The sequence below is a fragment of the bacterium genome (assembly GCA_023228325.1).
Classification (GTDB): Bacteria; Auribacterota; UBA6266; order UBA6266; family UBA6266; genus UBA6266.
This window is the reverse complement of sequence record JALOBK010000002.1, coordinates 1-13,348: the sequence shown is the minus strand read 5'-3', so window position 1 is coordinate 13,348 and position 13,348 is coordinate 1. Positions and strand designations below refer to the sequence as shown.

General features: G+C 30.3%; 18 protein-coding genes. All 18 read right to left on the bottom strand.

All coding sequences use genetic code 11. From position 1 onward, the window contains the following. Positions 1-1,025, bottom strand: a 1,025-nt coding sequence (locus M0R36_09675; protein MCK9556067.1) for a hypothetical protein, incomplete at its 3' end; no start/stop codon positions are given. Between the two features lie 86 nt (positions 1,026-1,111). Then, positions 1,112-1,822, bottom strand: coding sequence for a hypothetical protein (locus M0R36_09670; protein ID MCK9556066.1), 711 nt, complete (start codon positions 1,820-1,822; stop codon positions 1,112-1,114). A 69-nt stretch (positions 1,823-1,891) separates the two neighbouring features. Then, positions 1,892-2,305 carry a hypothetical protein gene (locus tag M0R36_09665; GenBank protein ID MCK9556065.1) on the bottom strand — a complete coding sequence of 138 codons (414 nt, stop codon included), beginning with the start codon at positions 2,303-2,305 and terminating at the stop codon, positions 1,892-1,894. A 23-nt stretch (positions 2,306-2,328) separates the two neighbouring features. After that, a complete protein-coding gene (locus M0R36_09660; protein MCK9556064.1) occupies positions 2,329-2,706 on the bottom strand; it encodes a stage V sporulation protein S in 378 nt (125 codons plus the stop codon). Positions 2,707-2,924: 218 nt separating this feature from the next. After that, entirely contained in the window at positions 2,925-4,400 is a 1,476-nt protein-coding gene (locus tag M0R36_09655; protein ID MCK9556063.1) for a hypothetical protein, read from the bottom strand. A gap of 30 nt (positions 4,401-4,430) precedes the next feature. Then, complete coding sequence (locus M0R36_09650; GenBank protein ID MCK9556062.1) at positions 4,431-4,778, bottom strand: hypothetical protein; 348 nt, start codon at positions 4,776-4,778, stop codon at positions 4,431-4,433. 16 nt (positions 4,779-4,794) lie between these two features. Continuing rightward, positions 4,795-5,319 (bottom strand): N-acetylmuramoyl-L-alanine amidase, encoded by a 525-nt coding sequence (locus M0R36_09645; protein ID MCK9556061.1) that lies wholly within the window; start codon positions 5,317-5,319, stop codon positions 4,795-4,797. A 4-nt stretch (positions 5,320-5,323) separates the two neighbouring features. Continuing rightward, complete coding sequence (locus M0R36_09640; protein ID MCK9556060.1) at positions 5,324-6,022, bottom strand: hypothetical protein; 699 nt, start codon at positions 6,020-6,022, stop codon at positions 5,324-5,326. A 5-nt stretch (positions 6,023-6,027) separates the two neighbouring features. After that, the gene (locus M0R36_09635; GenBank protein ID MCK9556059.1) at positions 6,028-7,224 is read right to left on the bottom strand and encodes a hypothetical protein; all 1,197 of its coding nucleotides are present in this window, start codon (positions 7,222-7,224) and stop codon (positions 6,028-6,030) included. 1 nt (position 7,225) lies between these two features. Next, positions 7,226-7,972 carry a hypothetical protein gene (locus M0R36_09630; GenBank protein MCK9556058.1) on the bottom strand — a complete coding sequence of 249 codons (747 nt, stop codon included), beginning with the start codon at positions 7,970-7,972 and terminating at the stop codon, positions 7,226-7,228. Beyond that, positions 7,969-8,412 carry a hypothetical protein gene (locus M0R36_09625; protein MCK9556057.1) on the bottom strand — a complete coding sequence of 148 codons (444 nt, stop codon included), beginning with the start codon at positions 8,410-8,412 and terminating at the stop codon, positions 7,969-7,971. Before M0R36_09625 ends, M0R36_09630 begins: the two co-directional genes overlap by 4 nt. Positions 8,413-8,425: 13 nt before the next feature. Then, positions 8,426-9,391, bottom strand: a complete 966-nt coding sequence (locus tag M0R36_09620) for a hypothetical protein (protein MCK9556056.1) — start codon at positions 9,389-9,391, stop codon at positions 8,426-8,428. After that, positions 9,388-10,347, bottom strand: a complete 960-nt coding sequence (locus tag M0R36_09615) for an AAA family ATPase (protein ID MCK9556055.1) — start codon at positions 10,345-10,347, stop codon at positions 9,388-9,390. Before M0R36_09615 ends, M0R36_09620 begins: the two co-directional genes overlap by 4 nt. Further along, complete coding sequence (locus M0R36_09610) at positions 10,344-11,003, bottom strand: hypothetical protein (protein ID MCK9556054.1); 660 nt, start codon at positions 11,001-11,003, stop codon at positions 10,344-10,346. The genes M0R36_09615 and M0R36_09610 overlap by 4 nt, the downstream gene beginning before the upstream one ends. Next, positions 10,984-11,472 carry a hypothetical protein gene (locus M0R36_09605; GenBank protein MCK9556053.1) on the bottom strand — a complete coding sequence of 163 codons (489 nt, stop codon included), beginning with the start codon at positions 11,470-11,472 and terminating at the stop codon, positions 10,984-10,986. Before M0R36_09605 ends, M0R36_09610 begins: the two co-directional genes overlap by 20 nt. A gap of 77 nt (positions 11,473-11,549) precedes the next feature. Continuing rightward, complete coding sequence (locus M0R36_09600) at positions 11,550-12,152, bottom strand: hypothetical protein (protein ID MCK9556052.1); 603 nt, start codon at positions 12,150-12,152, stop codon at positions 11,550-11,552. Positions 12,153-12,171: 19 nt separating this feature from the next. Beyond that, the gene (locus M0R36_09595; GenBank protein ID MCK9556051.1) at positions 12,172-12,867 is read right to left on the bottom strand and encodes a hypothetical protein; all 696 of its coding nucleotides are present in this window, start codon (positions 12,865-12,867) and stop codon (positions 12,172-12,174) included. 7 nt (positions 12,868-12,874) lie between these two features. Further along, a complete protein-coding gene (locus M0R36_09590) occupies positions 12,875-13,282 on the bottom strand; it encodes a hypothetical protein (protein ID MCK9556050.1) in 408 nt (135 codons plus the stop codon). Positions 13,283-13,348: the final 66 nt, after the last annotated feature.

Here is a 13,348-nt window from a genome sequence, read left to right as displayed (position 1 = left end):
CCAGTAAGTCTTGGATTCCTCCCCATTTTAATTTCAACACACCCGGTCTCTTTATTCAAAGAATATACAGGAACATCTCTATTTTCTTCTGATAGTTGTTTTATATTAACAGATCCTCTACCATCGGCAACAGATATTAAAGTATCACCAGTTAAACATGGATTTACTCCTTCTGGTGTGCTCTCTTCATGAAAACAACCAGGATTATAGTCTATCATTCTATCTTTAAATATAACACCAGGCTCCGCCCAATCCCATGCATTCTTACAAATTAAATCAAAAATCTCTTTCGCTTTACATTCTTTAACCACAGAAATCTTATCATTTTTAAATGTTAATTCCCACTTGCTGTCCTCTTCAACTGCCCTCATAAATTTATCTGTAATCATCACGCTTATATTGGCACCACTTATATATTTTTCATCTTTAGTTTTTGATTTAATAAAATCTATAACATCTGGATGTGTGCAATCCAAAAATATAATAGTGGCTCCTCTTCTTCCAGCATGCCCTATTGTATTTGTTATTTCAGAATATAAATTGGCAAACGGAACCACTCCTGCGGTTGTTCTCGCAGCATTATTAACCGGGCATCCACTTGGTCTTAAGTTATTCAAATTCATCCCATTTCCATATCCATATTTCAAAACATGAGCGTGAAGATATGCAAACTCCATAATAGATTCCATACTATCTTCTGGTCCACCACTGTAAAGACAGTTACTCAATGTTAAATTTAATTTTTCGCCTTTCTTTCTTGCATAATATATTCTCAGTATACCATGCAATATCCTTCCACCTGGAATAAATTTAAATCCTTTTAAAGCATTAAATATTTCTTCTTTAGAAATATATTTTGTTTCTAGTTCTTCTGATAATATTTCCCATGCATCTTGTGGTGTTAGAATTATATCATCATTTATTAGACCGTATTTTGTAGCCCATGTTTTTGCAGCAAACTCATCATTATTATAAAATTTCAATACTTTCTTAAAATCTTTATGAGTCATAATATTTTCACTCACAAACCCTCCAAATTCTAGGTATTTATAGTTGTTCACCACAAATACAAATCAGTTTTAGGTTTGTTAGGAAAAAAATAATTTACTTTTTATTGGGCAGTTGTTTCTGCTTCATTTGTTTTTTCCATTAAACTTTTCATTGTTTTATTAAATTGTAAATTAAGATACTCGTTTATTTTTTCAAAATCACTAAACCATTCAAATTTCCTAAAAGTTTGAAGATAATATAATTTTGCTATAATAAAAGAATCCATGACCATCATTTGCCTTAAATAATCTATATTTATATTGTAAAATCCACGTTCTAAATCTAAGTCGTATTTATCACACAGTCCAACCGCAAAAGCATAATCTCTAAAATGAGCATTTAACTTTAACTCAAAACTATTGTTACAACCTATTTCACTCAATTCCTGGGATTTAATTCTATTTCTCTCCAATGAAAAATTTAACATGTTATAGACGTAATAATAACCATTTACTGTAATTTTATTTGTATTTGATAAATCTATTGATTTATTTTTAATTTTATCAATAAATTTATTTAACAAATCTCTTTCTGTTTCTTCATTGCTTTTTGTGAATAAATATGAAAATATTTTCATATCTTCTGAAATTTTTAAGATGGATATTCCAGATATTTCTTGATAAATAAAAGGTAGGAATTTATCTTCTTTCTCTTCACACAATTTATCAATTAGAATTCTAATATTTTCGTTGTTATCTTTAAAATAAGATCTTATGATTTTTTCGGATGGAGTGGTATATAAATGAATAAATAATGTTTGTTTTAGTTTCACAATATGTATCACCTCCAAAAAACAGTTGAATAAAAAAGGGTTAGTCAATAATAACTAACCCTTTCAGTATTAATGCAATTTAAATTCAGAAAGCGGAATCGCTTTCTTTTTTACTACATCTTCAGCTTCAACTTTTTCAGGTTCAGTTTTAACTTCACCTGACTCAATTTTTGGTTTTTTGTTTTTCAAAGTTTCTGATCCGAGAGATACATTAACTTCTTTTTTTGACTCTGTTTTTGGAGCTTTTTTTACATCCCCATCCATAATTTGAAGTGGGGTAATATTTTTGTCAGTAATTCTAGCAGCTCTTACTTTCTTTGTCAAATCAAGAATATCCTTTCTTAATAAAAGGCAGTTTTTGCATATCTCGTTTATGGTGACCCTGGCTGCAAGACCGTCTGATCTTTCACCAGTTTCCATAAATTTATCACGTTTCTTTGAAAAAACGTCAACCAACTCTTTGAGTTGTTTAACCCTATCCATCTATTTCCTCCTGGATAGATTGTTTAGATTTGCCTTCGGACCACCTGGAACTTCAAACCGGTCTTTTCTCCGGCTTCTTCCCCAGTGGAATCGTTTTTGTTCATGTTAACTTTCGCAAAATACGGGCTCATGGACACGTCGTACCCTTTTGGAGCCATCATTCCCCTGGCAATCGCAACTGCCTTGACTGCCTGATTCACAGCACCAGCACCAATCGCAAGCAATCTGCAATCAGCCCGTTTATCAAGCATACTTGAAATCGAACCGGCAAGGCTCTGCGGTTTTGTTGCCGCTGCTACCTTCAGAATAGTGTCGCCATCATCGTCTCTCTCTTCTATTGCAGGGACGATAACTCTTTCTTTGTTGATGATGTCTGTTCTTTCATTTTCTCCGGTAGGCATTACAATCCTCCTAGTTTGTTTGATTTATTGTGAAAAAAACCAGCTTTGTAGTGTGAAAATAAAAATTCCATGATTTTAAGCCAGCTTTAACCACAAAAAATCGTATTCAACTAATAAATATATGTAGTTATTGGAAATTAAAAAAGTGATGAGAAAGAAGGCGGAGATATGTGCAATCTCCGCCAAATATGAAAAAAATATGAATTAATAAATTTAAATTATGTTACAGATACTAATATGCCTCCGCAAAAACACATATTGGTACCGCACACAGAAACCAAGCAATTTAGTCCATTACTGCCTTCGGAGTTAAATACTTTTGCTCTGATTTTTCCACCCGCTCCAGCAGCATAAAAATCATAACCATCTATTGGAGCACACCCAACAATACCAAAACTTCCACTTCCGGTTGAACAAGCAAGAACAGCATAATTGACAGCCCTTGCTTTTATGGCACAAGTGCCTGTGCCGCCAACACCGCATTCCGCGACAGCACAAATAGTGTTATTTGCAGCATATGCATATATTGCTGTCAGTCCATTTACTTGAGAACATATTCCCATGCATTTCGCACATACAGACAATGCCTGAGCTTCAGCATGGACAAATACTGCGTTTGATCCGGACATATCCCCATGATCGCACACACAAAAAACAGCAGCATTGCTATTATCCGCTTGTACATATAATGAGTTTGTTGTTGTTGAGAAAGAACATAAAGAATATGATGACGTATCATCCCTGAAACAACCAGTAACAGCTGCATTATTCCATTGCGATCCATTCCATACTATTGTATGTCCAGCTTCTAACGATGGAACCCCACCAACTGGAAAACCACAATTATTTATCCACACATCTCCAACACAACACAATGCAGGAACGGTTACAGCATATGGATCTGCCCATGATATACTAGATCCAGAACATGATGAAACTAATATACATCCATTATTGGATGGAATAGAACCCGGGCCATCACACAAATCCGTGAAATATACATTCCCAACTGCAGCTGGTGGGGCAGGACACCAACCATGAGATCCAGGACCATATAGATCGGTTTTATATTTCAGTATACATCCATCTACCAAACCAGTGGAATTCACATCACCAGCATATTGTAATTTTTCCAGAACAGTAAGAGTATCTACCCATACACCACTTGTACAGTTATATGTTAGAAAAGCCCCGTTGTCTGGACAACAAAATGATACATCACATAGAGTAGATAAGTATTGAGAACCACCAGTGGGAGCAGAAACAAATTCAAGAGCGACTCCTGCGCCATCAACTTTAAGCCAACAGTCAGCACAATATGCTGCAGGTGTATCTGTTAATTGTATAAATTGTGTTGCACCACCAGCACCACCAATGCAAGCGTTTAATGTTTGAAGATTTACAGCATCCCCAGAACTCACAGGATTCGCTAGGTCAGTGAGTTTGTTATTATCCCAACTTATATCACAGCAAGGAGTTATACTTCCGTCTATGGCTATAAATGCACCAGAAACATACCAACAACAATTGTGAACATTTTGCCAATCACAAAATTCTAAATGATAGAATTGATTTAATGAAGGATTCCCACCTTGTAACCCAGGAAGATTATTATGGCTTCCAAAATCTATGGACGGTCTTTCTGGCGGATTAGAATCTATTGAAACGAAGTTTCCACTCCCATCAATAGTCACCTTGGCTAATATTAAATGCCATTCCGGATCTTAACTTGCAACGGGTATAACATCAACTTTGGCAATCTTATAATCTTCTATTTTGGTTTCAATGTATTTATAAACCATTACAACCCAATTATCACCAACAACCCATGATCCTGTTGTTTCAGAAATAGGTAATAAGAAGGTAGGATTCCATCTCAGTGTCACATTATCCTTAAGAGCGACTCCTTGAGTGATTTGAAGCGTGGTTGGATCTGATATAGTTACAACCAATCCGGACGCAATACCTCTTCCATCGAATGATAATAAGTATGAAATCTTATTAACATTGGAAGACTTATAACTGCTATAAGGATCAACCGCCCTTGTCTGCAATGCATTCCAATTTATCATTTTCAATCCTCCAAAATTATTTTCTCAAAAGATGTTTATTTAATTTACCAAGTAAAATATCTTTATAAAACATTTCACCCGGACAATCTTTGAATTCTTTATCAAGCTCAGAATGTAAAAATATATTAGACTGTGGAATTCTAAACCAAAACATTAAAGGAGCAAGAACTCTATATGTTAAAACCTCATATAATCTAGGTCTAGCCATATCCACATTATAATTACCAAACATGCAAATATGTATTGATTTATTATTAAATTTCATTGACGAATAATATTCAACTGGACTGCTGAGAGGATGCATCATAATCGGATAATAATCTCCACCCATATTTTCTAAAACATAATGATATGGAACATCATTCAATCCTTTAATAGTTATTGCATCCCTTTTAAGAAATGATATCTGAAACTTATTTCTTTGATCTATTCTCAGCGCTTGATCATCTCTAGATAAACATTGAGTCCCATGCAACACAATATATCTGGGGCGCATTTTAAATGGTTGTATTTTTCTAAATATAAGTGGTAATATATTCATCTAATTATCCGTAAACAATCGTAAGGTTAGGAACTTTAGTATCCAATATTTCGATAACCTCTCTTTTTTCTGTCATACCCTCATCCTTTATACCAGCATTAATTGGTATCTCACCATATGGCGTTGTCAAGTTCTGGAACTTGGTTCTAATATTTCCAAGCAGTATTTTTATATCCGCTAAACAAAATTTTAAGAAATATTTTTCCATATGTCCATCAATGGTATAAAGATCAGATGGGTGAACACGTTCATATATTATTGCACTAGTTGTAGGAATTGCTCCAGAAACACGAATAATATTTGGATGTATAAATTCAAAAGAAAAAGTGTAATACCCAAATCTATACATCAATCCGGCTTCCTCGATACTTTCAACATATGGAACAGATTGCTCAAAATTTAAAATCCCAATATATGGATGTTTTTGAACAACCACATCGTGAGATGGTATTATTTCAAGAACAGAAAGAACTGAATTTCCCTCTGGATCTCTAAAATAATAATTATACGGAACCATTGCGTGATTTGTAAGATCGGTGAAATTATATCCAATTATTCTTTTATCCGGCCAATATGAACTAAATTCCGGTATAGTAAAATCAATTAGATACTCCCAAATTTTATCATCTGTCAATTCGATTTTATTAAATGGAAGCGCAAGAGTATTTTTTATATAACGCAATGTCTTTTGTTTTGATAACATAACTTTTACACCTCACAGAGATTTGTACATATATTTTCCAATTTCTCATTGTCATGATAATTATCCATTATTTCTAATAATTCATCATATTTTAATTTATTATTGAAATTTATAGCATCTTTAGTTTTTTCTATTATCCCTTTTTTAAATTCCCATGTCAAATTAATATTGCTATTTTTTATATCGTTTTTGAAATATTTATACATTATTTCAAAATCCATTAAAAATATATTATTTTTCCATCTAGTTTGTAATCCACTATCAATATCATTAAACTCTGATATTTTTTTAATCACACTAATATTTTTTATATTTTTTACTTCTATTTGGGTTTGTTCACCACACATTACTTTTTTTCTATGTTCTTCAAAATCAATACCAACGTCTTTTAATTTTAAAAACATATCATAAATTGTTTTCCATCCACATCTTTTCCAAACACTGGATATGTTGTCACCTCTACATCCACCAAGAGTAAATATATCATTAAACCAATTATTTTGAGATATATCAGATATTGGTTTATCAAGCAATGCACTCAATATCATTTTTGAAGACAAAAAAATAGAATCCTTATTTGTTTTAAAATATTGAAAAACATTTGTTCCTAATTTCGTTGCCTGATACATATCGTGATCCGTTGTAAATAAAAGATTCATAATTCCTTTATCTTCTAATAAATTTGGATTTTCCTTGAGCACAAAATATGGCACAAAATCAGAATCAATATCTTTTGATAAAATAGTTTTCACATTCTTTAAATTTCCAGCAATTTCATTTAAAAGTCTTTTTTGAAATTTTAAAACAGACTTTCCACTTTCAAATTTAACGATGGGAAGGTTGCTTTTAGTAATGAGTCTATTTTCTTTATATGTTTTATCAATATGCCTATGATAAAGTGATGCACCCTCATCCCAATAAAAAATAAAGAATGATTTGATATTTTTACTATCAAACCATTCTCTAGTTCTCGAAATGAACATCAACACATCATATACTACAGGCATTGATTTTTCTTTATATTTTGCTAGCTGATACATATTTAAAATAACGTCATCATAAAATTGTGCCTTTAAACAATTCTGTAAATCTAAAAAAATATACACAGAATGCACATTGGTATCATAATATTTTTCGTATTCTTTAATAAAATTTTCTGTAATATTATATTTAAGATAATAATTGAAAAAATTATATCTCATTCTAAATTATAGTCCCCTTGATATACACGGATGTGTCTATACCCTTTAAGTTCGTATTTAATTTCATTATAGAAATCCTTTTCCCCTCTATTTCTTTGTAATATAACTTAGTATCAATGATGCCATCAAACTTTGTTTGAAATGGGATAACACTAAATGTTATCTGTAATTTTTTATCAGTGACGCAATCCAAATCATTTATAATTGTGGCTCGATCTGTTTTTTCACTAGATACCAAATGAATTCCACATTTTTTATTTTCAATATTGAAATCTAAATTCATAGAATTGAAATTATGAGATATAGTATTTATTCTATCCAAAATTGTCGAGCTAAGAATAACACTCAAAATTTCATCTTTATCTTCTTCAATTATTAATTTTCTTTTAATCTCATCAATACTCAAATATTGATTATTAATAAATTCAGGAGATGCTTGTCTTAGAGTTATTTCACTACTGGTATCACTAATTTTAACATTATTATCAGCGCAAGATACTGAAATTGAATCATCACCATTAAAAGATTTTTCAAACATTTTTAATAGCGGCAATTTACTCTTAATTGAAACTAATCTTAAATCCAACGGTTCCGGAAAAACACTTGAAAGATTTCCGTATACTATCGTTGATTTATCACTAGATAGTTGGGACAGTTCATTATTTCTAATATCTATGTCCGTAAATAAATTTGTTATAGAGTCAATATAACTTAAAAAAACCCTATAATTGGATAGATTTACTTTCATTTCCTTCTCCTCTTCTTTTTAGGAATGACATAAAAAAATAATTTATTCATAAAATCAGATGAATAAATATTAACAGAAAAATCTTTATAAAAAACAAGTTCTCTGTCAGAATTGGTAACTTCCATTATAACCAGATTTTCCCAAGAATTAAAATACTTTAAATTTATTTTATGATACCCACATATAGATACTAGAGTTGATAATACTTTGAAGGTGGTGATATCGTTTAAGATTACATATAACTTTTTACCAATATTAAAGAAATAAACCATGTTTCCTTCTAGACATGTTTTGTCTAAGAATTCTTTTAATTCCAAAGTATCCTTAAATTTTTTCAAGTATAATTCATTTTTCTTATACAGCCTAGAAGTAAAAAATACATTTAGCTTTTTGGATAATTCCTCATCCAAAGAAAAAAATGTTACAGTTTCCAATTTCATATAAACTCCATTTTCATTTCAAATTTAATATAACTTTGTCAACCTTATTTTTTTGTCCAAAATCTTTTCCATTTTTGTTGTACCAAATTTGCATAACATTACTCACATTTTTAAATTTAAGCAAATTCTGTTTGTAAAAATTCAGATGAACATCGTCATCTGATAAAATTATTATCTTGTTAAAATGTGCAATGCACTTCTCAATCATTGTAAATTTAATAGCTCTACTGAATAATTTTCCCGATGCCATAGTATATAAATCAAATTTATCCTCGTGATGATAACAATTAAGAATATCAAATACACCCTCGGATATAACCAGATTAATATTATCTTTTTCCTCTTTTAAATTATCTATCATAAAAAAATCATTCATTATATCACCAAATTTCCATATATAATATCTAAAATCCGAGCTAGTATCTGTATTCCTCAATATCATTAAACTTTTATTATATGTCAAAAACCCAACAAATTTATCTTGAAAATAGTTAAATAACTTTCTTTTATTTATCTTAATATTATTCGCCAATGCAAATTCTTTAATATCATATATTATGTTTTCATTCAACATATCAAAAATTTTATTAGATGCAAATCTGTCTTGCAGATATTTAAATTTGATATCAAACATTTCTGGATTCTGTTTTGGAATCAATAATTCTTTTTTAAAATTTCTGTGTATATATGTTTCATCAACATTTGAATTTAAATCTTTTAGATTTTCTTTATTAATTATGCTGGTTAATCTTTTTCTAACCCCTGTTATATCAAATATTAATTTTTCTATTCTCCCACTTTCTTCACATCTAACACACCTAAAAACTGGTTTAACTTTTGAAACATATAAATGCGCTTTTGATTTGTGCTTCTTAGAATCTCCACAATAAAAACACCTAGCTATAAAATGATTTTGTTTATCCTGAACAATATTTAAATTGTTATTAAATATATCCAGAACTTCCTTAGTGTATATCATGTTTTTAAATCCTTCAATGCTTCTATTGATTCATAAATAAAAGCCATATAATGCATAGCCTGAGAAGAAACCATATTTAAATTATTGCAATATTTATTTGATAGGACTTTACATACCGGGTATATTTTGTTATTATAAAATATATTTTCATAAATATTAACGTAATTAATATCTTTTCTCATTAATAGTTCCTGGAGTTTATTAATTGACTGTTGACATCTGGGATCTTTTTCCATATATGTTTTGAAAATATCGGATGTCAAACTATATATTGTAGTTTCAATTGGAATTAAATCTCCAATAGATGGTAATTTAAGCTTAGAATCACTGGTGTATGACTGAAGTGTATTTAATATTTTTCTAATATCTGGCATGAATAATTTAATAACCCTAATAACTTCTGTATCTTGATATTCAATCTTTTCAGATTTTAATATGTCAAAACATAAAGAAACAATTAAATCGTCCATCAATGGTTTAAATTCAAACATCTGAAATCTAGAAATAATTGCATCATGAAAATTAGTGACAGTGTTTGTTGTTAAAATATATCTTCCCACGTTTGTATAGTGTTCTATTAAATGTCTAAATGATTTTTGTGCATCCAGTGTAAGATTATCTGACTCATCTATAAAAATTATTTTTATTTTATCTAATCCAAATGGAGGGCTAGATAAAAAATTAGGAATCTCTTCTCTCATCAAAGAGATTCCCCTATTTGCTGAACCATTAATTATCATTGCATTATCTTTTTCTTCTAAAATATTGTCTAATAAAATTCTAGCAAGACAAGTTTTTCCTGTTCCTGGGGGACCATAAAATAATAAATTTGGAATCATTTTATTATTCAAACATTGCAGAGCCATATTTTTAGTACGCTCATCTAAAACTAATTTATCGACGGCATTTACCCTATATTTTTCGACCCATAAATTAGTTTCAAAAAAATTGCTCATTCAATTACTCCCTCTTTATTTTCTTCTTTACTCTCAGAAATATCTTCATTTTTAGTTTCTTCTGTTTCTTTTGGTTCTTCTTCTTTTGGAATATATTTTTCAATACATTTAAGTGGACTTTCACAATATGTGGAATACCAATCAGTGAATGACACTTGAATAATAGAATAAAATATATATGGTTTCATTACATCTTTTCCCATCTGTGTTTCAGCATCCTGGAGATATTTAACAGCAAGAGAATTATATGATGCCAAAACGTTTATTAATTGTCCTTCATCAATTTCGTTTTTAATAAAACATTTTTCAACTAACTCATTTAAAATAAAAAACATTTTGATAATATATGTATCTGCTGTTTCTTCTATGTTGTCTGAAATTTTTTCATCTTCACTGAAAAAATATTTCCTTTTCATTTCCAATAATAGACTAAGATCAGCAATAAAATGATTTAAATTCAACAAGAAAAATGGATTTCTTTTGCTAATATTGCTGATATACATTTTCTTGAATTCTTTCCATTCTTCTCTAGCATCAAACTCAGTATCAGAATTTCTAATACACTTAATTAATTTCTGAATTTGTTCATCAAAAAAAGATAATTTTCTTCCTTTAAATTTCTTAAGATTTAGAAGACTATCCATTTCGTTTAGCATTCAGAACCTCCTCAAGTTTTTTAACCATTTTATCTTTCTCATTGCTATATTCTTCTTCAAGATGTTTTTCATCCAACATATGTTTTTCAAAATAATCATTTTCAAGTTTTATAAATCCGAATACTTCCAATCTATGTTTAGTTTCATCCTCAACCTTAAATGGAATTAAATCGACACTATGAATCCAAATATGATCAGCTTCTTTGAACGAAGATAAATTTGTTATTCTGTGTAAAATTGCTTTTGAAATAATTTCTTCTGTTGCAACATCTGGATCTATAATCTGATTACCCATAATATCAGTGCACCCAAGTGTAATTACTGAATTTCCTTTTTTATATTTAAAAAAAGAATCTGGCGTATAATCAACCTTTATAGTTTTTTCTTTATTCATTTCTTCATCAAGAATAGATATCATTTTTCTAATATCTTTAATAACATATCTTCCGCTCTTTTCTTTTGTAAACATCCATACACCTCCGTTTATATTTTGTTCTTTTGAAATGCAATTGTTATTTTTTTGAGAAAAAAAAGATCTAGGATAACCTAGATCTTTTTCTCCTGATGTTTATATAGCCAGCGCTTGTAAATTAAATACGCGGCTATTTCATCATGCTGTTTTTTGGTGGCATATTTGTTATATCGTTTTGAAATATTGGTGGTATAAGCCTCACTCACAATATCATATTTTTTCTTTGTGATACTGAGATAATTCAATATCAAAAGATAAATACAATTCATGAATGTGTCTCCACCAGAATATCTTCCAAAAACGACATTATTATAGGAATCAATATACTTTATTATATTTCGCGTTTCAATAGCTTCCGATTTTCCATTGATAGCAAAATATAATCCAGTTATTCTTGATCCTAAATCTAATGCCACCGTTCCCTCATTCTTTATTACATTTGAATTTGACGGCTTATATATTTTTGTTTTGTTAGTTGTGTTTAAATATACCGTCTTTTTCAAATTGTTAAGAATGTTAATGAATAGATTAACATACTCATGATACGCGGAATTGGTCATATATCTGGGGTCTAGCTCTAAATAAACAACAGATTCTTTTTCAATATCTTTAAAAAAGATATTGAAATGAATTCTTTTTCCGTTATCTATCAAATACTTCCCAGATAACTGACACATCTTTCCCCCTATCCAGTTCTTAAAATGTTAATTTAAGAACCGAGTCTATGATATTCTTATACTCTTTTCTCCCGCACCTGCACTTAAAGACAATTATGTCTTTTATCAACTCCCCACTCGATTCAAGACCGCATGATTGACATTTTCCCATTATACCGGAAAGTATCAACATTTTAGCATCTGAATTTTCGATCTGTGATTTTAGAGATGTTATCTCCTCATTAATTTTGGTATAACTTTTTTGAAGAACATCTCTTTCACATTTCAGTTTTAGTCCAAGCTCAACTGCATCATCCAGTCGTTGTAAAATTCTCAATTTCTCTTTTTCGAGTTTGTCAACAAGTCGCCTTGTTTCAATCACCTCCTCTTTCAACAATTTGTTATTTCGAATCAGCTTTTCATTTCCTGATTCTTCTGATGGCAATGATTCTTCTTTTTTCTTTTCTTTCACTTCTTTAAGAGTGAATTTCTCATTTTCTTTTTTTAAAGAACCATCACGATCCATCTGCAATTTCAATGCTTTTTTTGAAGTTGTGAATATGAGATCACTGAAGACGGTTGCTGATAAATCTTCTCTCAATCTCTTCTTGAAGTAAGAAAGAGTGCTGGCTGGAAGAGAATCCACCAGAACTATATAATTGTTTCTTTTCGCGTTTGTGTTTACTTTTTCCTTAAATGAATTGTAATCATTCCTCATTGTTTCTCCTCCATTCATTGATAATTCATGATAGTATTGCTGAATCTAAAAATTCACCACCTTCCGTTGAAATTTCTTCTTCTTTTTCTTTTATATGTTCTTCGTAAATATGAGATTGAACTTCCACACTTACTTTATCAATCTCAATATCCAAACCATCACACTGAATTCCTTTTGTTTCTACTCTGTCTAGAACTGGATCAAACATACCCCCTATTCTATTGATGACGAATTCGTCTGGAAGCCCAATGGTTGTACCACACGCAGATTTAAAATAGTAGTAATTTTTCAGACAATTAATATTCTTACAGAAAAGAATCTTAATTTGTCTACAGCCTCTAGCAAAATCATGCATTGAAACCGAACCAACTATTTTGCCGTTAGATATGAACAGCAAAGTTTTTGGTTCAACAAATACAACACCTACCTTCAATCGCATTTTACCTCCGCAGTAAATTTCACAATCTCCCAAAATTCACCCACCCCCGACCAATCAGCC

Bases quoted from the DNA above. Each gene is read 5' to 3' on its own strand.
- M0R36_09665 (MCK9556065.1), bottom strand. From the start codon at position 2,305: ATGGATAGGGTTAAACAACTCAAAGAGTTGGTTGACGTTTTTTCAAAG.
- M0R36_09660 (MCK9556064.1), bottom strand. From the start codon at position 2,706: ATGCCTACCGGAGAAAATGAAAGAACAGACATCATCAACAAAGAAAGA.
- M0R36_09650 (MCK9556062.1), bottom strand. From the start codon at position 4,778: ATGATAAATTGGAATGCATTGCAGACAAGGGCGGTTGATCCTTATAGC.
- M0R36_09645 (MCK9556061.1), bottom strand. From the start codon at position 5,319: ATGAATATATTACCACTTATATTTAGAAAAATACAACCATTTAAAATG.
- M0R36_09640 (MCK9556060.1), bottom strand. From the start codon at position 6,022: ATGTTATCAAAACAAAAGACATTGCGTTATATAAAAAATACTCTTGCG.
- M0R36_09635 (MCK9556059.1), bottom strand. From the start codon at position 7,224: ATGAGATATAATTTTTTCAATTATTATCTTAAATATAATATTACAGAA.
- M0R36_09630 (MCK9556058.1), bottom strand. From the start codon at position 7,972: ATGAAAGTAAATCTATCCAATTATAGGGTTTTTTTAAGTTATATTGAC.
- M0R36_09625 (MCK9556057.1), bottom strand. From the start codon at position 8,412: ATGAAATTGGAAACTGTAACATTTTTTTCTTTGGATGAGGAATTATCC.
- M0R36_09620 (MCK9556056.1), bottom strand. From the start codon at position 9,391: ATGATATACACTAAGGAAGTTCTGGATATATTTAATAACAATTTAAAT.
- M0R36_09615 (MCK9556055.1), bottom strand. From the start codon at position 10,347: ATGAGCAATTTTTTTGAAACTAATTTATGGGTCGAAAAATATAGGGTA.
- M0R36_09610 (MCK9556054.1), bottom strand. From the start codon at position 11,003: ATGCTAAACGAAATGGATAGTCTTCTAAATCTTAAGAAATTTAAAGGA.
- M0R36_09605 (MCK9556053.1), bottom strand. From the start codon at position 11,472: ATGTTTACAAAAGAAAAGAGCGGAAGATATGTTATTAAAGATATTAGA.
- M0R36_09600 (MCK9556052.1), bottom strand. From the start codon at position 12,152: ATGTGTCAGTTATCTGGGAAGTATTTGATAGATAACGGAAAAAGAATT.
- M0R36_09595 (MCK9556051.1), bottom strand. From the start codon at position 12,867: ATGAATGGAGGAGAAACAATGAGGAATGATTACAATTCATTTAAGGAA.